This window comes from Rhodococcus sp. F64268 (assembly GCF_023015605.1).
In the GTDB taxonomy this organism is placed as follows: Bacteria; Actinomycetota; Actinomycetes; order Mycobacteriales; family Mycobacteriaceae; genus Rhodococcus.
Window position 1 is genome coordinate 113,487 of sequence record NZ_JALKAI010000010.1, and the last position, 20,741, is coordinate 134,227.

A 20,741-nucleotide genomic window follows, 5' to 3' on the forward strand; every position below is an offset into this window, starting at 1 on the left:
GGCTAGCCGTCGGCGCCGACACCCCGGCCGTACCGTGCTTCTATCGCACGAAAGCGCTCCAAGGCGTCGACAGCGTGTGCACCGTCGCGGGCCTGCACCGCGACCACGGCCAGATACTCGTCGTCGGGAAGTTCGAGATGAGCCCAGGGCGCGTCGTGCGGAAACGAGATTCCACGCACCTGACTCCAGCCGAAATGCTTCTCCTGGAACATGTTCCGAATCGAGATACCGCTCGCGCCTACACGCAGCCGGGGGCGGGTGAACAGCAGTACCCCGGCCGCGACCACAAGTCCGATCAGGACCATCGCGATCTGGTCGGCGACCCGCAGGTGCACACCGGTGTCGCCGCCCGACCGCAGGACCACGGCCGCACCGATGTGTGCGACCACCAGGAACCCGGCGATGATCTGCGCCGCCCGGGTCATCTTGCGTGCGCGAACGTCGAGTTCCCACTCGGTGTCGGTCGCTGCTGTCACCGCGCTGCTCCTCGGAGCCGTCGCAGAGTCACGGCGGTGTCGAGTGCGGCTGCACATGCCTGGCCGCCTTTGTCCTCGATCGAATCCGGCAGCCCGGCACGGTCGAGTGCCTGCTGCTCGGTGTCGGTGGTGAGCACACCATTGCCGACCGGTGTGCCCTCGTCGAGGGCGACGCGGGTCAATCCGTAGGTCACGGCGTCGCACACGTACTCGAAGTGCGGGGTGCCGCCGCGGATCACGACACCCAACGCGACCACGGCATCGTGGGTGCGGGCAAGTTGCTGCGCGACCACGGGCAGTTCGATCGCACCTGCGACACGTTCGACGGTGATCTCGGTGATCCCGGCGTCCACGGCGACTCGGTGAGCCCCGGCGATGAGCGCATCGGAGATCGTAGTGTGCCAGCGGCCCGCGACGATCGCCACACGCAGACCGGCGGCATCCGCGAGTTGCAGGTCGGGCAGCCCTTCACCGCTCATCAGGCGTCACCGGCTTCGTAGTCGTCGAGTCCGATCAGGTCGTGACCCATCCGGTCGCGCTTGGTACGCAGGTAGGTGAGATTCTCCGAGTTGGCACGCAGCGGCATCGGGACACGCTCGGTGATCTGCAGTCCGTATCCGTCCAGCCCGACCCGCTTGGCCGGGTTGTTGGTCAGCAACCGCATCGATGCGATACCGAGATCTACGAGGATCTGCGCGCCGATGCCGTAGTCGCGTGCGTCGGCGGGCAACCCGAGTTCCAGGTTCGCGTCGACGGTGTCGGACCCCGCATCCTGCAGCTGATAGGCCTGCAGTTTGTGCATCAGCCCGATGCCACGGCCCTCGTGCCCACGCATGTAGAGCACGACACCGCGCCCCTCCGCGGCCACCATCTCGAGTGCCGCGTCGAGTTGAGGACCGCAATCGCAGCGCAGCGATCCGAACACGTCACCGGTCAGGCATTCGGAGTGCACGCGTACCAGCACGTCTGCGCCGTCACCGTCGGGTCCGGCGAGGTCACCGCGGACGAGTGCGACATGTTCGACCTCGTCGTAGATGCTCTGGTACCCGACCGCGGTGAAGTCACCGTGCCGGGTGGGGATACGGGCCTCGGCGACCCGCACCACGTGCTTCTCGTGCTTGCGGCGCCACGCGATGAGATCCGCGATGGAGATCAGGGCGAGGTCGTGTTCGTCGGCGAACACCCGAAGCTCGTCGGTGCGGGCCATGTGGCCCTCGTCCTTCTGCGACACGATCTCGCAGATCACGCCTGCCGGGCGCAGATCTGCCATTCGGGCGAGGTCGACGGCCGCCTCGGTGTGGCCGGGGCGTCGCAGGACGCCCCCCTCCTTCGCGCGCAGCGGCACGACGTGGCCCGGACGCGTGAAGTCCAGCACGGTCGAGTCGGGGTCGGCGAGCAGCCGCATCGTGGTGGCACGGTCGGACGCCGAGATGCCGGTGCCGATACCTTCCTTCGCGTCGACGGTGACCGTGTACGCGGTACCGTGCTTGTCCTGGTTCGTGGAGTACATGGGGGGCAGACCGAGCCGGTCGCAGTCGTCACCGTCGAGCGGCACACACAGATAACCGGAGGTATAGCGCACCATGAACGCCACGAGTTCGGGAGTGGCCTTCTCCGCAGCGAAGATGAGGTCGCCCTCGTTTTCACGGTCTTCGTCGTCGACCACGACGACCGCCTTACCGGCGGCGATGTCGGCGACCGCGCGCTCGATGGTGTCGAACCTCGTCACTTGCCCTGACTCCAAATCTTCTAGTCGGACGACTCGTGCTTCGCGTCCACTGTCCTGTTCCACAGTACGACCTCTCACCGAGCGTTCTGCAGTCGCTCCACGTACTTCGCGATCACGTCGACCTCGAGGTTGACGGTGGTACCCGCCTCGGCGCCACCGAGCGTGGTCAGCGACAACGTCGTCGGGATCAGTGAGATCTCGAACCATTCGTCGCCGGGTTCGCCGCCGAGCGCCGACACCGTCAGCGACACACCGTCTACCGTGATCGAACCCTTCTCGACGACATACCGGGCGATGCTCGCAGGCAACGAAATCCGGACCACCGTCCAGTTCTCGGACGGCGTGAGCAAGAGCACGGCTCCGGTACCGTCGACGTGGCCCTGAACGATGTGCCCGCCGAGACGACTGTTCACCGCCGCCGCGCGTTCGAGGTTGACGCGGCTGCCCGCAGTGAGACCTTCGAGGCTCGAACGGTTCAATGTCTCCTGCATCACATCCGTGGTGAAGGAGTCGGTGTCGACCACGTCGACGACGGTCAGGCACACACCGTTGACCGCGATCGAGTCGCCGTGTTTGGCGTCGGCTGTCACCACCGGCCCCCGCACAGTGAATCGAGCAGCATCCGCGAGGTCTTCGCGCGCCACGATTTCACCCAGTTCTTCCACGATGCCGGTGAACACGGTCGGCTCCTTCACTCCCGGTCCGGGACCGGGTTCGTCAGTCCCGGTCCGGGACCAGGGTCATGAGGACATCGGCGCCGACGGTCTCGACGCGCTCCCGACGAAACCGTAGCGCCTCGGTGATCGTGGTGACGCCCGCGTCCTGCACAGCGGCGGTGCCGTCTCCGAGCACGACCGGCGCGATGTAGGCCTGGATTCGATCGACCCGGCGGGCCGCGAGGAATGCCCCCGCGAGACGCGGGCCACCTTCGAGGAGCACGTCGGGGTGATCGGCGAGCGCAGCAAGGACCTCGTCGACGTCGTGGGTGCGCAGCACCAGGGTGGGCGCGCTGTCGTCGAGCACTCGCGCATCGGTGGGCAGGTCGCTGAACCCGACGACCACACGCAAGGGCTGATGGGGCGCGAGATCACCGTCGGGCAGACGCGCGGTCAACCATGGGTCGTCGGCGAGAACGGTGCCGGTGCCCACGACGATCGCGTCCAGTCTGCTGCGTTCGTCGTGCACGCGTGTGCGGGCGTCCGCTCCGGAGATCCACTGGCTGGTGCCGTCGGCGGCCGCGCTGCGCCCGTCGAGCCCCGCCGCGTACTTCCAGGTCACGTGCGGCCGGCCGGTGCGTTGCCGATGCAGCCACGCGCGAAGTGAGCTGTTGGCCACACTGTCCGCGCCGAGACCTTCGTGGACCGCCACGCCTGCGCCACGCAGGGTGTCTGCGCCGCCCCCGGCAACCGGGTTCGGATCTGCGATCGCGTAGTGCACTGTCGCAATGCCGGCATCGATCAAAGCTTGTGCGCAGGGTCCGGTACGACCGGTGTGGTTGCAGGGTTCGAGGGTGACGACGGCGGTTCCGCCACGCGCCCTGTCTCCGGCGGCCGCCAGGGCGCGCACTTCGGCGTGGGGACCGCCGGGCGGTGCAGTGGCCCCCACTCCGACGATTCGACCGTTCGCGTCGACGATGGTCGCGCCCACCGGCGGATTGGGGCTCGTCGTCCCACGCACTGCTTCCGCGGCGTCGAGCGCGAACTGCAGCGCTTCGGTGAGTTCCGGCGCGATCACGGCGCGAGGGTCAGGTGCGCGGAGGCCTTCCCGGCCTGCGCGCGCAGTTTGCGCACCGCGTCTGCGGGATCCTCCGCGCCGTAGACCGCAGAACCTGCGACGAAACAATCGACACCGGCCTCGGCAGCGGCCTCGATGGTATCGGCGTTGATCCCCCCGTCGATCTCCACGAGAAGGCGCAGTTCACCGGAATCCACCAGTTTCCGGACCGCGCGGGCTTTGCCGAGCACGTCGGGGATGAAGGACTGCCCACCGAATCCCGGTTCGACACTCATCACGAGAAGCGTGTCGAACTCTTTCAGGATCTCGAGATACGGCTCGATGGGGGTGCCGGGCTTCACAGACAGTCCGGCCTTACCACCTGCGGCGCGGATATCCCGCGCGACAGCGATGGGATCGTCCGTGGCCTCGGCGTGAAACGTGACGTTGTGCGCGCCGGCCTCGGCGTACGGCGGCGCCCACCTACCCGGATCCTCGATCATCAGATGACAGTCGAGAGGGATGTCGGTTGCCTTCAGCAAGGACTGCACGATCGGCAGTCCGAGAGTCAGGTTCGGTACGAAATGCGCGTCCATGACATCGACATGCAACCAATCGGCGCCGGCGACGGCCTGGGCCTCGTCGGCGAGGCGTGCGAAATCCGCGGACAGGATGGAGGGGGCAATCATCGGGTGGGCCACATCGGTCGAGTCTAGTGCGCGCGATGACGTCCGTGTCGGTGCGGGCTACACACCGAATCGGGGACTTTCTGCCCTGGTCAGCGTGCCGACAGGATGGTTTCCTGAAGGAAGGTCAGGGCACTGTGCCCGCTACCGCGGGTAATCCGCCGAACTCGGCGAGGTGCCATCCGGCCTTGTCCACCGCACTATCTCGGTCGCGGTCGCCTCAGCGCCGCAGGGGGGTGCTCCGGTGATCGCGACCGCGGTGCGGTCGCAGAGGAAGCGCGCTCCGCACCGAGGATCGCATCGGTCGACGACACGACGCACGCAACGCCGATCAGGCCGGCACGCCGGTGGGCTGCGCGCGCCCCAATCCCACCGCACGAGTTGCCTGCACCAAGGAGCGGGCCGCTCGCGCGGCGAAGGAATCCGACACCGGAATCCGCACCGGACGAATCCGGCCATTATGGATCGCCGTGAACAGCCAACCCTCCGCGGTTCGAACCGCAACGATGGTGTTGCGGGTCAATCGCCGTTTCGGTGGTTGCGACCGCCATGCAACGACGACCGAACCGGTGCCGTACAACAGCGCGACATCGTCACCGAGGTGACGTATCGAGTCGATCTCGCCGACCAGGGCGCTACCGAACAGCACACCTCGGAACAGCGCGTCGTGGGATTCGATAACCGCGCCGCGCCCGATGATTCGGGTGCCGTCGAACGAGACATAGTCGCAATCCTCGCTGAAGCACGCGCCGTAGGCCTTCGCGTCGCCGTCGGTCCACGCTCGGCACATCCGATCGAACAGATCCCTGAGCTGTGCATCATCGGTCATGATCTTTCTCCTTTGCTCTCGATATCGCTTCGGTCCGCATGATCGCGACCCTCCGGTACGAGAATTCGATGCTGCGGGAGAGGAATTCGGCAATGGTGGCGAGTTCGTGATCGTCGAATCCCGCGACCAGACCGGCCGCGTCGTCTCGGATGCTGCCGAACACCTCGGCGATCTCGGGCGAGGCATCGAACACCGGACGCAGGATCTGCTTGCGCCCGTCACGAGGGTCGGGCTCACGTGTCAGGTGCCCCGCCTTCTCCAGCCTCGCGACGACCCCGGTGACCGCGCCGGTGGTCAACCCTGTGATCGCCGCCAACTCACTGCCGGTCATCGCACCCCTCTCGTACAGCAGATCGAGGCACTTGTGGTCGGTGGGACCGAGCCCGAGCCGTTCGGCGACGGCGTGATGAAACAGGACCGTGGCCGTGCTCAATCGACGGGAGAGATCACTCGTGACCACGTCCGCCAGATCGTCGCGGCCCTCCCACATCGACCTGTTCACGTCACTCCCCTTCGTTTTCGCTTAGAATCTAAGCTACTTTCTAAGCGGGATTACGACAAGGGCGGAGCGCTCGCGAACGCCGTCGGCTTCCGGGACTTTCCTCTCGTCACACGGGTTTCCTCAGGTCGTCGAGGTGCGGAAACCCACAGACATGGGCGAAACTTCGAGCACTCATGGACACGGCGAACCAGTGGAGCCGTCGCGTTCGACCCGAAGCGGCGCCGTCGAAATCACAGACCGCGGGCGAGCGCGTCGAAACGATCGATGTCTTCGCGGCGGCAGACGTGGCTGCCCGCCGTCAGCAAGGCGGCGGAGCCGCAGGCAATTCCCAGCGCCAATGCGTCACGCAGCGGCCGATCCTGCAACAATCCCACGACAAGCCCGGCGACCATGCTGTCACCGGCACCGACCGCGCTGCGCACCTCGACGTCGAGGGCAGGCACCTGCACGACCTCGGCGGCGGTGACCATGATGGCTCCGTCGGCGCCGAGCGACACCACGACGATCTCCGCGACACCACGGTCGACGAGTTCGCGGGCCGCGGCGATCCGGTCGTCCGAGGTAGGGAGGTCATGACCGACCCATTCGCACAGTTCGTCCAACGACGGTTTGACGAGAAAGATCCCCGACTCGATGCTCGTGAGGGCGTCGCCCGACGAGTCGAGGACGAACCGCGCACCGGCGTCGCGGGCGGCCTCGGCGACCCTCCGCACGAAGGTGCCCCGCACGCCGGGCGGGAGGCTCCCGCTGGCAACGACGTATTTCGCGTCTTTCGCCACCTTGGTCAGCGTGGCGAGGCACTGTTCCTGTTCCGCAGCGGTCAGTTCTGGGCCGGGCGTGACGAACCGGTATTCGAGCCCACTCGTGCGGTCGATCGCCGTGAAGCATTCCCTGGTGTCGTCGACGATGGGCACGATGTGTTCTTCGACGTCGTCGTCGTCGAGCAGACCGCTCATCTGCTCGCCGCGCGTACCCCCGGCCGGATACACCGCTGCGGCCGACGCACCGAGTACGCGGGCGACCTTCGCGACATTCACCCCGCCCCCGCCGGCGTCGTAGAACGGCTCGTCGCACCGGAGTTTGCGGGTGTGCACCACGTGGTCTGTGAATGTGGTGACATCGAGGGCCGGATTCATGGTGAGCGTGACGATGTCGGGCATATGCGAACCTTATGGGCAGAGATGCGCACACGTCGACTCACGTCGCGGGAGACCGCGCGCTCCTATCGATCAGGCGGTGTAGCGCAGCAGGGAGACGCCGTTCCGGAAGCCTCGGGCCTCGATCAACTGGAGGCCGGTTGCCTCGTACCCGTCGGGGAACAAACGTCTCCCCCGACCTTGGACAATGGGATAAACGAACAGTCGGTACTCGTCGACCAGACCGGACTCGATCAGGCCGTGGGTCAGCATGATGCTGCCGGTGACGACGATGTCTTGGCCTTCCTGTTCTTTCAGGGCCGCAACCCGGGCAATCCAGTCGCCGGTGAGCACGGTCGAGTGCTGCCATCGGGGATCGGCCAGCGTCGACGAGACGACGTATTTCTCGATGCGGTTGAGTTCGTCGGTTATCCCGGTGTGGTCGTCGGTCTGCTCTGGCCAGAAGCTGCGGAAGTCCTCGAAGGTTCGCCGACCCAGCAGGATCGCGTCGGAGTCTTCGGACTGTGAACGGGTTGCGTCCAGCAGTTCCGGGTCCTGACCCATCGGATCGAACCAGTCGCCGAGCATCTCGATGGCGCCGTCGAGGGTGATGTTCTGGGTGATCGCGAGTGTCCTCATGTCGAATATCGACCTTTTCGGGACTGCAGAATCATCGCTGCTGCAGGGCTGCGGATCGGGAATCCGTCGAATCCGGCATCCTGCTCTGTGCGCGTCAGGCTGCGGTCACCGCGGCCACCCGGCGCTTGTTCTTCTTGCCTCGTCCCCTGTTCCGGCATGCGACAGCGGAGCCGAGCATGAGCAACCGCATGGACCGGGCAGCGGCGTCGACCAGCAGCTCGTGTCCGTTGGCGACGGCCTCTTCGAGTTTCATCGGGACGGGGATGATCGACGCAATCGCGCCGATCCCGACGTCGTGCACGTCCGGGGCGCCGCGGCCGAGCGACCCGGCGAGCGCGAGCACCGGAACCCCGACCTGCTGAGCGCGCCGCGCGATCTCGGCGGGCACCTTGCCGTGCGGCGTCTGGAAGTCGATGCTTCCCTCCGCGGTGATGATCAGGTCGGCGCGGGCGACGAGACCGTCGAGGTCGATGCCGGACAGTCCGCTGTCGAGCAGCACGTCGAAACGGGATGCGATACGTGCCCCGGCGAGCGCTGCGAGTCCCGCGCCGAGCCCGCCGGACGCCCCGGTTCCGGGACCGGTCCGGATATCGAATCCAGGAGTAGTGCAGTGTTGTTCGAGCACCTCCGCCCACCTGCTCAGCGCGGCGGAGAGTTCGTCGACCTGCGTGGGAGTCGCGCCCTTCTGGGGACCGAACACGCGGGCGACCCCCTGCGGCCCGCACAGTACATTGTGGGTGTTGCAGGCAAGGACGATCTCGGCATCGGCGAGGGCCGGGTGCAGGGCGTCGAGGTCGAGTCGATCGGCTCGCACGAGGTGGCGACCGCCGTCGGGAAGATCATGTCCGTCCCGGTCGAGGATCCGAACGCCGAGTGCGCGCAGGGCGCCGGCGCCGCCGTCGCTGGTTCCGGAGTCACCGCATCCGACGACGATGCGGCGGATCCCGTCGTCGAGCACAGCGGCGATGAGTTCGCCGACACCCCGGGTGGTGGTCGCACCGGGGTCGCGGCGGCTGCCGGGCACGAGTCGCAGGCCGGCAGCCGAAGCCATCTCGACCACTGCGGTGCCCGCGGAGGCACCCCCGAGTCGCGCCCACTGCGCGACCACGGGCTCGCCGACAGGGCCGGTGACCGTGGCCGGAACGAGAGTGCCTCCGGTGGCCGCCGCGAGGATCGCGGCGGTGCCCTCCCCTCCGTCCGGGATCGGAACGGTGTCGACGGCGACGCCGGGCAGCGCCCTCCGGACCCCGATCGCGATCGCCGACGCAACAGAAGGTGCGTCGAGACTCTCCTTGAATCCGCTGGGTGCGACAAGAATTCGGTGCGGAACCTTCAATGCCATTACGCCACTCCTATCGGTGAGGGGAGAACAATTCAGAGGGTGACCACGGGTGGAATCACGGGAACAGCGGCATGCCGAGCAGCGGCCACACGAACCAGGCGAACAGGAGCACAAGCACGGCGCTGAGTGGGCCGAGAACCGCGGACAACCGCAGCAGGTCCCTGCTCGTGTAGGTGGGGACCTCCGGCACCGACGAGAACAGCGTCACCGGTTTCGCGGAACTGGGCAATGTCAGACAGAAACCGGCTGCGGCGGTCGAAATGAATGCTGCCGCAAGCGGATCGACGCCTACCGTGGGTGCGAGTGCCACGACCACGGGAATGAGCACCGCCGACCGTGCCGAACGCGACTGGATCACCAGGTGCGCGGCGGTCGAGATCACGACGACGACCACGACGAACAGCGGTCCCGCTGCCGCACCGCGTGAGGTGAGCGGACCGAACGCGGTGGTTGCGAGCCAGTCCGCGGCGCCGCTGGTGGTGAGCGCGGTACCGATCGACAGGGTCGCGGCCATGAACAGCAGCAGTGTCCACGGCACGGTCTTCAGCGCGGCGCCGAGCTTCACGGATCCGTAGCGCGGTGAGGTTGCCACGAGCGCGCCGAGCAGCGCCACCACAGCAGGATGGATGCCATGCAGCGGCTCGGTGCACCACAGCACAATCACAACGGCGAGCAGCAGCGCTGCCCGGGACTCGGCGACGGTCAACGGACCGGTCACCGGAGTCGAGGACTGCGCACCGATGTCCTCGGCGGTGATCGACAGGCCCCGATGACGGTCCTCCGCGTCGGTGAACATCCAGAGCACCAATTCCGCCGCAGCATGCGACGAGACGATCGCCAGGGGCAGCCCCAGCAGCATCCACGTCGCGAATTCGAATCCGCTGCCGGTCGCGGTGGTGACGATCCGGCTCGTGATCAGGTGTGCACCGGCGCCGAGCAGCGAAGCCACGGCCGACAGCAGTATCACCGTCGGGAACAGCAGCGCCAGGGCACGCACCAGCCGGGGGCGGTCCGCCAGGACGGTGGCAATCGCGATGAAGACCGGCAACACGAGCGCCGCACGCCCCGAAGTCGACGGTACGGCGAACGCGGACACCACCAGCGCCGCGGTCACCAGGTGGATCAGAGCCCGTGGGGTTCGCGCGCCGGTGACGAGGAACGCGGCGCCGCGGGTGGCCAGCCCGGAGGAGGCAACGCCTGCGGCGATGACGAACGCCGACATGAGCAGCCACACGATGTCGTCGCCGAGCGCGGCGAACAGCGCATCGGCGTCGGTGACTCCCACGACGGTGAGGGTCGCGGCAGCACCGAGCGCAATATAGGTGTCGTCGACACGGGTGAAGATCCACAGCCATACCGCAATCACGAACACGATCAGGGTGAGTGCGGCGTCCGCGCTCAGAGCGACATCGGTGCGGGCGAGATACACGATGCCTGCGCATGCGACGAACAGGACGACAAGGGCTGACAAACGACCCGGGGTCGGCAGGTGCCGCTCCCGCCGAGGTGAGCGCGGCGAGGTTGTCGGCGCGCGCGGTGGTGTGGTCGCGAAGTACGTCATCGCAGCCGATACCCCGCTCCGCGGATCGTCTCCACCCGGTCGCCGCCGATCTTGTTGCGTAACGCGCGCACGTACACATCGACGACGTTGGAGGCCGGGTCGAAGTCGTAGCCCCACACGTGCCCGAGGATCTGTTCACGGGAGAGCACCTGGCCGCGATGCCGCAGGAACACCTCGAGTAGGGAGAATTCGCGGCTGGTGAGGTCGACTGTGGCGCCACCGACCTCGACGCGGCGGGTACGGAGGTCCAGTGCAAGATCGCCGTCGCCCAGTACCGACGTCGGATCGGTCGCGCCGACGTCACCGATCCGCAGCCGGATCCGTGCGAGGAGTTCGGCGAACTGGAACGGTTTGCTGACGTAATCGTTGGCTCCGCCTTCGAGCCCTGCGACGGTGTCGGTGACGCTGTCGCGTGCGGTGAGCACTATGACCGGAGTCCGGACCCCTTCGCCCCTGAGCCGGTCGAGCACGGTGAAACCGTCCATCTTGGGCAGCCCGATATCGAGGATGACCAGGTCGAACGCGTCACTGCGGGCCAGCAGCAGCGCCGTCTCCCCGTCGCCCGCATGGGTGATGGTGTAGCCGGCGGCGCGCAGCCCCTTATCCAGGAAGGCGACGATCCGTGGGTCGTCCTCGGCGATCAAGATGCGGCTCAATGGATTACGGCCTCTCCAAGGTCGGAGCTGATACGGGCTCGCGGGGGCCCGGCTCGGTGTGTTCACGGTGGTCGGTGGCGTGGACGCGCGCACCGGGACCGTCCACAGGGAGGTCGATACCGAAAGTGGCGCCCTCTCCCGGGATGCTGTCCACCCACACCGAACCGTGGTGGGCGTCGGTGATGGCCCGCACGATCGCCAATCCGAGTCCCGCACCGCCACGTTCGGGTGCCGGCCCGTCGACGTCGGCAGGGCCGGGGTTACCATGCCGGAACCGCTCGAAGATGCGACTCGCGTCCTCCGGTGCCACACCGGGACCGGTGTCCTTCACCCACACCCGGAACAGACGATGCCCGTCATCGACGACGAAGGCAGATCCGAGCTGGATGACGTCGCCGGCGTGAGTGTGGGAGACCGCGTTGGTGGCGAGCTGCAACGCGGCCTGGGTGACACGCTGGCTGTCGATGTCGGCGACCCCCTCTGCCACTTCCATGAGCTGCCAGTCGCGGGTTCCGAGCATCTGTGCCTTGGCTTCGATGTCGAGTGTCAGGTCGGTGACGTCCACGTCGCGGCACGTCACGAAATCGGGGCGTTCGGCCTTGGCAAGCACAAGCAGGTCGCTGACGATGCGGGCCATGCGATCGAGCTCGTCCTCGACGAGGCGAAGAGTCGCGGCGCGGGTGGTGGCATCGGTGGTTCGGTCGAGTTCCATCACTTCGAGGTGCCCGCGGATCACGGTGATCGGCGTGCGCAATTCGTGTCCGGCGTCGTCGACGAACCGTTGCTGGGTTGCGTGAGCCTGTTCCAAGCGATCGAGCATCGAGTTGAAGGTTTCGGCGAGCGCAGCAATATCGTCGCGCCCGTGGACGGGCACCCGACTCGTGAGGTCTTTCTCTCCGATCGACGCGGCGACCTCGCGCACCTGCCGGATCGGGGCGAGGATCTGGGCAGCGACAAGCCAGCCGATGACTGCGGTGAGTCCGAGTCCTCCGACCGCGACGAGCGCGATGGTGCGGATGGTCTCGCCGACCTGCGCTCGTTGTTCGGCGGTGAACACCGCGACGATGAGCGCGCCGTCGTCGCTACCCGAGGTGACGTCGGAACGGGCCCACCGTACCCGGCCGCCCGGGGCGTCGATGACGCCCGAACTGGTAGGTGTGGCAAGCATCTGGTCGAAGAGATTTCCGTCCTCGGTCAGGCCCGGCGGCAGGTCCGGCCTGTCGAGGGCGATACGCCGATCGAACAGCAGGTCACCACCGACGACCCCGACGATCACCTCACCTTCCGAGGTGTGTTGCCGGTTCAGGTACACCTCGAGCATCCGGTCCACGCTGGTGAACGGCGCGGCGGTGGTCGGGTCGACACCGACGGACGCGAAGGCGCGGAACTCGTCGATCTCCTGGGTGATGTCGGCGTTCGCGTCGTGGTCGACATCGTTGAGCAGCAACGCGCGGGCCGTGACAACGACCGACACCAGCGCGACGGCGGTGGTGAGGAGAATCCAGGTGAGGATGCGCCAGCGGGCAGGCAGGGCCGACCCTCGCGATGCAACCACCTCATCACTCGCCATCGTCGTCCCAGTCATCATCCTCGGTGTCGTCGTCCCAATCGTCATCGTCCCAGTCGTCGTCCCATTCCTGTGCGGGAGCGGGTAGCGGCTGACGTTGCACATCGGAGATCTGAGGTGTGGGAGGCGCCGTGTTCTCTGCCGTCGGCGCGACAGGTTCCACCGTAGGAATCGGACCGGGACGCACCGCCTCCGGGCCCGGCGCGTCGGTTTCCTCTGCGCCGTCACCGGGTGACTGCGACTGCGGTCCGCGCACGCGGGGAGCGTCGTCGGTCCTGCCGGGGTCGCGGGGATCGACCGACACCGTGATCGAAGCGTTGCCCACGTCCGGGGACCCGGCATGGCCGCCGAGTAACTGGCCCGCCCATGCGAGGCCCGCCGGAATCACCAACAGGGCTACCAGCGCAGAGATCCGCTTCACGATTGCCATGACCACAATGTTCTGGCCTCGGCGTGAACAGTTCGTGAAGCGAAGATGAGAGAGTCTTCATCTTTCGACACTCGTCGTGGTTGCGCCCGACCCGTGCCACCAGGCCCAACGGTCACCGGACAGCACGGTCGGGAGCCGGCTACTCCACCGGCTTACGCAGTGCCGCCATGAACATCGCGTCGGTGCCGTGCCGATGCGGCCACAGCTGCACGCCCGGCCCTGCACCGAGTTGCGGCACCCCCGGGACGAGTTCGCGGGTGTCGAGTTCTTCGACCCCGTAGCGGCGCACCGCGTCGGCGACGACCGCCACCGTCTCGGACACGTGCGGCGAGCACGTCGAATACAGCACGACACCGCCCGGACGCAACAATCCGATCGCAGATGCGAGAAGTTGCTTCTGCAGGCGCACCAGGTCGGCGACATCGCCAGGTCGGCGGCGCCACCGCGCCTCGGGCCTGCGGCGCAACGCCCCGAGCCCGGTGCAGGGCGCGTCGACGAGGATACGGTCGTAGCCGGGTTCGAGACCCGGTTCGCGTCCGTCCGCCACATGCACGGTGACCGGCAGACCACGAGCGGTCTTGCGAACCAGGTCGGCGCGGTGTTCGACCGGTTCGACGGCATCGACGGTGAACCCGTCGAGGTCGGCGAGCGCACCGAGCAACGCGGCCTTGCCACCCGGTCCGGCGCACAGGTCGAGCCAGCGTCCACCGTCGTCGCCGGTGAGCGGAGCCAGGGTCAATGCCCGGGCGACGAGTTGGCTACCTTCGTCCTGCACGGCGGCCATGCCTTCGCGGACGGGTTCGAGCCGGCCGGGGTCGCCGTGGTCGAGATGCACCGCGTACGGCGACCACTTGCCTTGTTCCCCACCGGTGATGAGCGCGAGTTCTTCGGCGGTGATGATGCCGGGGCGTGCCACGAGGTGCACGATCGGGCGGGCATCGTCTGCAGCGAGCACCTCGGCGAGCTCCCCGGCGTCCGGGCCGAGTGCATGCGCGAACGCCTGCGCTATCCACACCGGGTGTGCGTGGCGGAACGCGAGGTGTCCCACCGGATCCCGGTCCGCGTCCGGAGCGAGCCGCTCGACCCATTGGCCCTCGGTCTGCTCCCCCACACGCCGCAGCACCGCGTTGACGAATCCTGCTCGGCCCTGGCCGAATTCGGCGCGGACCAGATCCACACTGGTTGCGACAGCAGCGTGATGCGCGACGCGAGTCCGCAGCAGTTGGTAGGCCCCCAGGCGCAGCACGTCGAGCAGCGCACCGTCGATCTCGTCCACGGGACGCTGCGCGGCGGACTCGATGACCGCGTCGAGCATCCCCTGGGCGCGACACGCACCGTACGTGAGTTCCGTCGCGAGCGCTGCGTCGCGGGAATCGAGCTTACGTTCACGCAACAGCGCGGGAAGGACGAGGTTGGCGTAGGCGTCACGGTCCCGGACCGCGCGCAGCACGTCGCGCGCGGCGGTGCGCGCGGGATCGACCGCGGACTGCGATGGGCGTCGGGCCTGACGCGGTTTCGGGTTGCGATCGCCGGTTCCTTTTCCGGGACGCCGTGCGGGCCTGCGAGATTCGGTCACTGTGCACTCACTTCGGTGTCGAGGCGGGCGCCGCGCGCCCAGTCGGCGGCGGCCATCGCCTTCTTGCCGGGTGGCTGGACGGTGCCGAGCCGGACAGCGCTGGTTGCCGTCCCGATGAACAGGCCGTCCTTCCGAGCGAGAATCTCGCCGGGTTCGAGAGTTTCGTCCGTTACGGTGACGGGTCCGAGCTTCACACGCAGGTCACCGATCATGGTCCACGCGCCGGGTGCCGGGCTCACGGCACGAATGTGGCGGTCGACGACGTGCGCGGGATGCGTCCACGTGACCCGGGCCGCGTCGACTGTGATCTTCGGGGCCAGCGAGACTCCCTCGGAGGATTGGGGTACGGGGCTGAGTATGCCGTCGGCGATACCGTCGAGGGTCGATTCGAGGAGGATCGCTCCAGCGTCGGCGAGGCGGTCGAGAAGGTCACCGGCCGTGTCGGTGGGGCGAATGGTCTCGGTGACCACGCCGTAGACGGGACCGGTGTCGAGGCCGGCCTCGAGCCGGAATGTGCTCGCGCCGGTGATCTCGTCGCCTGCGGCGAGTGCGGCCTGTACCGGTGCGGCGCCGCGCCACGCCGGGAGCAGCGAGAAGTGCAGGTTGACCCATCCCTGGGCGGGGATGTCGAGGACGTCCTGCGGGATCAACGCGCCATACGCGACGACCGGGCAGCAGTCGGGTGCCAGCTCGGTCAGTCGGGTCACGAACTCGGGGTCGCGCGGTGAGCGCGGGGTGAGCACCTCGATGCCGTGCTCGTCGGCGAGCCGGCCCACGGCCGACCGGACGGCTTTGCGACCGCGGCCTGCGGTGGTGTCGGGGCGGGTCACCACAGCCACGACCTCGTGCCGGTCGGATTCGATCAGTCGGCGAAGCGACGGGACAGCGGGCTCGGGTGTGCCCGCGAAGACGACGCGCATGTCAGCGGACCACCGCTTCGACTCGAGGTGGTGCGGAGGGGCGGGGTCCGGTCGGACGTGTCACGAATACTGCTCCCGAATCTCGACGACGATGATTCCCACAGTCTAGGGAGTCGACGGGTGGCAGATCGGAGCAGCCGACTGTCGGCGACTCAGAAGTTGCTCTGGATGATCATCTCGGGGATGCCGGTGCCCAACGCCACGGGAACACACTCGCCGAGACCGTATCGGTCCGGATCCAGAGCATGCCGAATCAGGGACAGCGCGAACGGGTCGTAGACCATGTTGAAATGCCCGGTCAGGTTCTGCGGGCACAGCTCCTGGATCACGTAGTTCAGTGCGCCACCGCTGCGCAGTGCGACGTTGCCGGGGGGCTGGATCACCTCGTCGACATTCGTGCCGATCGTCGTGTACTGCACTCCGGGCACAGTATCGGTGGGGGTGTTGACCTCGGCGAGCAGCTCCGAGCCCTCAAGTTGCTGGACGAGCGCTTCGGAGAACGACTCCTGTGCGATCTCCAACGCTCCGGGTACCAGCGCGGCAGCGGCACCGAGACCGTAGAAGGTTCCTCCGTAGCTCGGCGACGCGACACCTACCCAGCGGTCGACGAACTCGGCGCCGCCGAGTTCGTTGATGTAGTAGCGGGCGACGGTGGCGCCCTGCGAATAGCCGACGAGGTCGACCTCGTCGGCACCGGTGGCCGAGCGTACGGTGTCGACGAATCCGCCGAGCTGAGCGGCGCTGACACGGATGTCTCCGGTGCCGTACTCCTCGTCGCCCGCGGCGAGGCCGTAGTCCAGGACGAACACGCACCAACCGGACTCCGCGAGCAGTGGAGCGAGAGCAGCGAAGTCCGAGTAGCTGTTGGAATCGGTGCCGTGTGCCAGGATCACCGGCTTCGGATGTTCGCTCGACGGTCGGCAGGTGAAGTCATTGGCGCCGGCGGGCGCTGCACCCCGGTGAGTCTCGGCGTACTCGGCAGCCTCTGCGTGAGTGCGAACTACCGGACCGGGGGTCGAGGGCACGAAAGCGGTGGAGCTTCCGGCGGGTTGGGCACCCGCTGGACCTGCGACGAGAGCGAGGCTGCACAGCGCACCCACCACGGCCGCACCCACCGTCCGATGTGTCCGCACAGCGGCTTCCTTCCTCTGAACCCGACCCGACACAATTGTGACCTGAAACAGTGGAGCTGTCTCGCCGACATGAGATTCCACGGAGAGAGAGATGGGTCACCCGCGGGGCGCGGCTAGCATGTCGGGGTGGCAACGACCGGAGTGATCACCGTCAGTGCAGTCGTGTTGCGCAATGCGGAAGGCTCGTCGGTATTGACCGTCCGCAAGCGCGGAACCGATCGCTTCATGTTTCCCGGCGGAAAGCCCGAACCGGGTGAGACGGCCGCCGAAACGTTGATCCGTGAACTCGACGAGGAACTCGGCGTACGTCTCGACCCCGACGCCCTGCGACCGCTCGGAGTGTTCCGGGCCGCGGCCGCCAACGAAGCCGGTTTCGAGGTCGAGGCCACCGTGTTCGCACATCCGACGGTGCCGATCGGGGGGCCGGCCGCCGAGATCGACGAGGTGCGCTGGCTCGACCTCGGCCTCGACGACATCCCGGACGACATCGCGCCACTGACCGCACAGATGCTTCCCGCGCTGCGGGCCGATCTGCACGGGCACTGATCCCGTCAGCCGATCTTCGGCGGGTCCATCTGGACACGCAGCGGCCCATTCGCTCGGCGTGCTGTGCGGGTCGCCTGCGCCTGCCGCAACGCCAGACCGAGTTCCCGTCCACGGTTGCGGGCAACCCGGATGAGCATGCGGTGCACCTCGTCGGGTTCCGGATCGTCGGCGCTGAACGGCAGCCGCTGACCGGGCGGTAACGGAACCGGTCCCAGCACCTCGGCACCGTCGGGCAGATGTGTGGCCGCGATCAGTTCGGCCACCGCCGTCGCTCCCCCGTCGATCGCGGCCATGTGCACGGCGGGCGGGAAACCGACCTCTGCGCGCTCGGCGACTTCGTTGCGCGCATGCCCGACCGGATCCCAGCGCACCAGCGCCTGCACGGTCGGGATCCCGGAATCCGCGACCACGACAACCTGACCGCCGTCCGAGAACGACCGCACCAGCGCCGACGCAGTGAGCCACCGGCGCATCGTCTCTTCTGCGGCCCTCAGGTCGGCGCGGCCGAGCAGCGCCCAACCGTCGAGCAGCAGCGCGGCGCCGTATCCTCCGGGCACCACAGGTTCCGCACCGACGGTCGACACCACCAGAGCGGCACCTTCGGGTGCCGTGGCCTTCACCTCCGAGCCTCCCGACGTCACGACCGGCACACCGGGAAACGCTCGACCCAACTCCTCGGCGGTGCGTCCTGCTCCGACCACCACCGCGCGCAATGACCGAGCACCGCACGCATGACACCGATGGGTGGCGTCGGCAACACCGCACCACCGGCAGGCCGGCACCGCCGCCCCGTCGGGTCCACCGGCCGACGGCAACGCCAGGGGCCCGTTGCAGCGGCGGCACCGAGCGGGTGCCCGGCACTTACCGCACGCCAGAGCCGGGACATAGCCGCGACGCGGTACCTGCACCAGCACACCGTGCCCCGCAGCGAGCGCGGAACGGGCCGCCGCGAACGCGATCGCGGGGAGGCGGGCTGCTCGGGCCGCAGGATCACGAGCCAATGCCTGATCACTGTCGGCGAGCGCGGTGACCTTGGGTGCGCACGCGCGCAGCAGCTCACGGGACGGGATCAGATCATGTGCCCATCCGGCCTCGACGAGCGCCTGGGTCTCGGCGGTGCGCGCGTGCCCCGCAACGACGACCGAAGCACCCGTGGCGTGGGCGCGCAGCGCCGCAACCTCTCGGGTGTGCGGGTAGGGCGAACGTGGTTCGCAGTGTAGGTCGTCGCCGTCGTCCCAGATGACGAGCAGTCCGAGCCGCGGTGTGGGGGCGAACACGGCGGCGCGAGTCCCCACCACGATGCGGGCCGAGCCGCGCAATGCGTCCAGCCAGCGTCGATAACGCTGCGCGGGACCGAGACCGGCCGCGAGACCCACGACGTGTTCGGTCCCGGCAACTTCGATGCACGCGGACAGGACCCGGTCGAGGTCACGCTGATCGGGGACGACGAGCACTGCCGCGCGGTCATCGGACGCGACGACTGCCGCGAGCTCGGCGAGTCGTCGCGGCCAGTCGTCGCCGGGAAGTACCTGCCACGCGGCACGAACGGCACGACCGGCGCCGAGCGCTTCGAGAAAGTTGGCCCCATGTCGGTAGCGGGCCCACGCCGCGTGATCGATCTCGGGCACCGGGGGCACCGCGGTGACGCGGGTGGGTTCGGCTTCGACTCGGGCGTGTCTCGGCGGGACCGCGAGTCGCAAGACGTCTGCGCGGGTCCCGGCGTAGCGCGTGGCGACCTCGTCGGCGAGTCCGACGATCTCCTCGGTGAGGACCACTTCCCCGGACACCACGCGATCGAGCCAGCCCAGTTTGCCCGGATGATCACTCGTCGCGACGCGGGACAGCAGGAATCCGTCGACGAGCCGCCCTGCGAACCGCACGCGGACGCGGACGCCCGGTCGGGCGTCCGCGTCGAACTCGTGCGGGATCAGGTAGTCGAATTCGCGGTCGAGGTGCGGCAGCGGAAGCAGCGGAAGCACCCGCGCGACCGGGTCGACTTCGGCAGCGCGTCGTGGCTCGGCCACCGCTACCCGATCCCCGGGTTACAGACCGGCGGCCGCGCGGAGCTTCTCGGCGCGGTCGGTGCTCTCCCAGGGCAGGGAGATGTCGGTGCGACCGAAGTGGCCGTACGCGGCGGTCTGCGCGTAGATCGGCCGCAGCAGGTCGAGGTCGCGGATGATCGCGCCGGGGCGCAGATCGAACACCTCCCCGATGGCCTGCTGGATCTGTGCGGGATCGGTCTTCTCGGTGCCGAAGGTCTCCACGAACAGCCCGACGGGTGCGGCCTTACCGATAGCGTACGCGACCTGCACCTCGATGCGGTCGGCCAGGCCGGCGGCGACGGCGTTCTTCGCGACCCAGCGCATGGCATAGGCGGCCGAACGGTCCACTTTCGACGGGTCCTTGCCGGAGAACGCACCGCCGCCGTGGCGTGCCATGCCGCCGTAGGTGTCGACGATGATCTTGCGGCCGGTAAGCCCTGCGTCGCCCATCGGGCCGCCGAGCACGAACGACCCGGACGGGTTGACCAGCAGCCGGATGTCGGAGGTGTCGAGCTGCGCGAGGTTGGGGTCGGCCAGCACGGCATCGACGACATGGGTGCGCAGGTCGGGGGCGAGCAGGTTGTTCAGATCGATGTCCGCGGCGTGTTGCGTGGAGATGACGATGGTGTCGAGACGAACGGGGATGTCGCCGTCGTACTCGATGGTGACCTGGGTCTTGCCGTCCGGCCGCAGGTACGGGAGTACACCGGTCTTCCGGACCTCGGTGAGCCGTCGGGCGAGCCGATGCGAAAGGGAGATCGGAAGGGGCATCAGTTCGGGGGTGTCGGAGCAGGCGTAGCCGAACATCAGGCCTTGATCGCCGGCTCCCTGCAGGGCCACCTCGTCGTCGGTCAACGTGCCCGTGCGTGCTTCGTGGGAGACGTCGACGCCACCCGCGATCTCCGGCGACTGCGCGCCGATTGCGATGTTGACGCCACACGAGTTTCCGTCGAATCCCTTGGACGACGAGTCGTATCCGATCTCGAGGACACGGTCACGCACGATCTTGGGGATGTCTGCGTAGGCGGAGGTGGTGACCTCACCGACGACATGAACCTGTCCGGTGGTCACGAGGGTTTCCACCGCCACGCGCGAGCGGGGATCCGCGGTGAGCAGCGCGTCGAGGACGGAGTCGCTGATCGCGTCACAGATCTTGTCCGGATGTCCTTCTGTCACGGACTCACTGGTGAAAAGACGACCGCCGGTCTTGCTCACAGAACTCCCTCTCGCCTGTTGGATGTAGCGCTGAACCGTACCT

At 67.8% G+C, this 20,741-nt stretch carries 21 protein-coding genes; 1 reads left to right on the forward strand and 20 read right to left on the reverse strand.

Features of this window, described 5'->3' with window-relative positions; all coding sequences use genetic code 11:
* Positions 1-2 precede the first annotated feature (2 nt).
* The 18 genes from MWU77_RS20690 to MWU77_RS20775 form a co-directional block, all read right to left on the reverse strand.
* Positions 3-476, reverse strand: a complete 474-nt coding sequence (locus MWU77_RS20690; RefSeq protein ID WP_247274653.1) for a PH domain-containing protein — start codon at positions 474-476, stop codon at positions 3-5.
* Positions 473-955 carry a 6,7-dimethyl-8-ribityllumazine synthase gene (gene ribH, locus MWU77_RS20695; RefSeq protein ID WP_247274654.1) on the reverse strand — a complete coding sequence of 161 codons (483 nt, stop codon included), beginning with the start codon at positions 953-955 and terminating at the stop codon, positions 473-475. Before ribH ends, MWU77_RS20690 begins: the two co-directional genes overlap by 4 nt.
* On the reverse strand, positions 955-2,205 hold the full coding sequence (locus MWU77_RS20700; protein WP_169690580.1) for a bifunctional 3,4-dihydroxy-2-butanone-4-phosphate synthase/GTP cyclohydrolase II: 1,251 nt from the start codon (positions 2,203-2,205) through the stop codon (positions 955-957). The genes ribH and MWU77_RS20700 overlap by 1 nt, the downstream gene beginning before the upstream one ends.
* Before the next feature lie 74 nt (positions 2,206-2,279).
* Positions 2,280-2,885, reverse strand: coding sequence for a riboflavin synthase (locus tag MWU77_RS20705; RefSeq protein ID WP_169690581.1), 606 nt, complete (start codon positions 2,883-2,885; stop codon positions 2,280-2,282).
* Positions 2,886-2,922: 37 nt separating this feature from the next.
* Positions 2,923-3,939, reverse strand: a complete 1,017-nt coding sequence (gene ribD, locus MWU77_RS20710) for a bifunctional diaminohydroxyphosphoribosylaminopyrimidine deaminase/5-amino-6-(5-phosphoribosylamino)uracil reductase RibD (RefSeq protein WP_247274655.1) — start codon at positions 3,937-3,939, stop codon at positions 2,923-2,925.
* Entirely contained in the window at positions 3,936-4,619 is a 684-nt protein-coding gene (rpe, locus tag MWU77_RS20715; protein ID WP_169690583.1) for a ribulose-phosphate 3-epimerase, read from the reverse strand. Before rpe ends, ribD begins: the two co-directional genes overlap by 4 nt.
* A 316-nt stretch (positions 4,620-4,935) precedes the next feature.
* On the reverse strand, positions 4,936-5,433 hold the full coding sequence (locus MWU77_RS20720; protein ID WP_206040475.1) for an SgcJ/EcaC family oxidoreductase: 498 nt from the start codon (positions 5,431-5,433) through the stop codon (positions 4,936-4,938).
* Positions 5,423-5,935 (reverse strand): MarR family transcriptional regulator, encoded by a 513-nt coding sequence (locus MWU77_RS20725; protein ID WP_206040476.1) that lies wholly within the window; start codon positions 5,933-5,935, stop codon positions 5,423-5,425. The genes MWU77_RS20720 and MWU77_RS20725 overlap by 11 nt, the downstream gene beginning before the upstream one ends.
* Before the next feature lie 230 nt (positions 5,936-6,165).
* Positions 6,166-7,095, reverse strand: coding sequence for a 1-phosphofructokinase family hexose kinase (locus MWU77_RS20730; RefSeq protein ID WP_247274656.1), 930 nt, complete (start codon positions 7,093-7,095; stop codon positions 6,166-6,168).
* Between the two features lie 69 nt (positions 7,096-7,164).
* Entirely contained in the window at positions 7,165-7,710 is a 546-nt protein-coding gene (locus MWU77_RS20735) for a dihydrofolate reductase family protein (protein WP_169690585.1), read from the reverse strand.
* A gap of 94 nt (positions 7,711-7,804) precedes the next feature.
* On the reverse strand, positions 7,805-9,052 hold the full coding sequence (locus MWU77_RS20740; RefSeq protein ID WP_247274657.1) for a glycerate kinase: 1,248 nt from the start codon (positions 9,050-9,052) through the stop codon (positions 7,805-7,807).
* Between the two features lie 55 nt (positions 9,053-9,107).
* Positions 9,108-10,613, reverse strand: a complete 1,506-nt coding sequence (locus MWU77_RS20745) for an SLC13 family permease (RefSeq protein ID WP_374229939.1) — start codon at positions 10,611-10,613, stop codon at positions 9,108-9,110.
* Positions 10,610-11,269, reverse strand: a complete 660-nt coding sequence (locus MWU77_RS20750; RefSeq protein ID WP_169690587.1) for a response regulator transcription factor — start codon at positions 11,267-11,269, stop codon at positions 10,610-10,612. Before MWU77_RS20750 ends, MWU77_RS20745 begins: the two co-directional genes overlap by 4 nt.
* A gap of 4 nt (positions 11,270-11,273) precedes the next feature.
* A complete protein-coding gene (locus MWU77_RS20755) occupies positions 11,274-12,839 on the reverse strand; it encodes a HAMP domain-containing sensor histidine kinase (protein WP_247274659.1) in 1,566 nt (521 codons plus the stop codon).
* Positions 12,829-13,266 (reverse strand): hypothetical protein, encoded by a 438-nt coding sequence (locus MWU77_RS20760; RefSeq protein WP_247274660.1) that lies wholly within the window; start codon positions 13,264-13,266, stop codon positions 12,829-12,831. The genes MWU77_RS20755 and MWU77_RS20760 overlap by 11 nt, the downstream gene beginning before the upstream one ends.
* 139 nt (positions 13,267-13,405) lie before the next feature.
* Positions 13,406-14,842: a transcription antitermination factor NusB gene (locus tag MWU77_RS20765; protein ID WP_169690590.1), complete on the reverse strand. Its 1,437-nt coding sequence runs from the start codon at positions 14,840-14,842 to the stop codon at positions 13,406-13,408.
* Positions 14,839-15,762 carry a methionyl-tRNA formyltransferase gene (fmt, locus tag MWU77_RS20770; protein ID WP_247274661.1) on the reverse strand — a complete coding sequence of 308 codons (924 nt, stop codon included), beginning with the start codon at positions 15,760-15,762 and terminating at the stop codon, positions 14,839-14,841. The genes MWU77_RS20765 and fmt overlap by 4 nt, the downstream gene beginning before the upstream one ends.
* A 152-nt stretch (positions 15,763-15,914) precedes the next feature.
* Positions 15,915-16,895 carry a triacylglycerol lipase gene (locus MWU77_RS20775; RefSeq protein WP_247274662.1) on the reverse strand — a complete coding sequence of 327 codons (981 nt, stop codon included), beginning with the start codon at positions 16,893-16,895 and terminating at the stop codon, positions 15,915-15,917.
* A 126-nt stretch (positions 16,896-17,021) separates the two neighbouring features.
* On the opposite strand from MWU77_RS20775, the gene MWU77_RS20780 reads away from it, so the two are divergent.
* Positions 17,022-17,441 (forward strand): NUDIX domain-containing protein, encoded by a 420-nt coding sequence (locus MWU77_RS20780; RefSeq protein ID WP_169690593.1) that lies wholly within the window; start codon positions 17,022-17,024, stop codon positions 17,439-17,441.
* Positions 17,442-17,446: 5 nt separating this feature from the next.
* Here the strand turns inward: MWU77_RS20780 and MWU77_RS20785 are convergent, their stop codons facing one another.
* On the reverse strand, positions 17,447-19,465 hold the full coding sequence (locus MWU77_RS20785) for a primosomal protein N' (protein WP_247274663.1): 2,019 nt from the start codon (positions 19,463-19,465) through the stop codon (positions 17,447-17,449).
* Between the two features lie 18 nt (positions 19,466-19,483).
* Positions 19,484-20,698: a methionine adenosyltransferase gene (metK, locus tag MWU77_RS20790; protein ID WP_169690594.1), complete on the reverse strand. Its 1,215-nt coding sequence runs from the start codon at positions 20,696-20,698 to the stop codon at positions 19,484-19,486.
* Between the last annotated feature and the right edge of the window lie 43 nt (positions 20,699-20,741).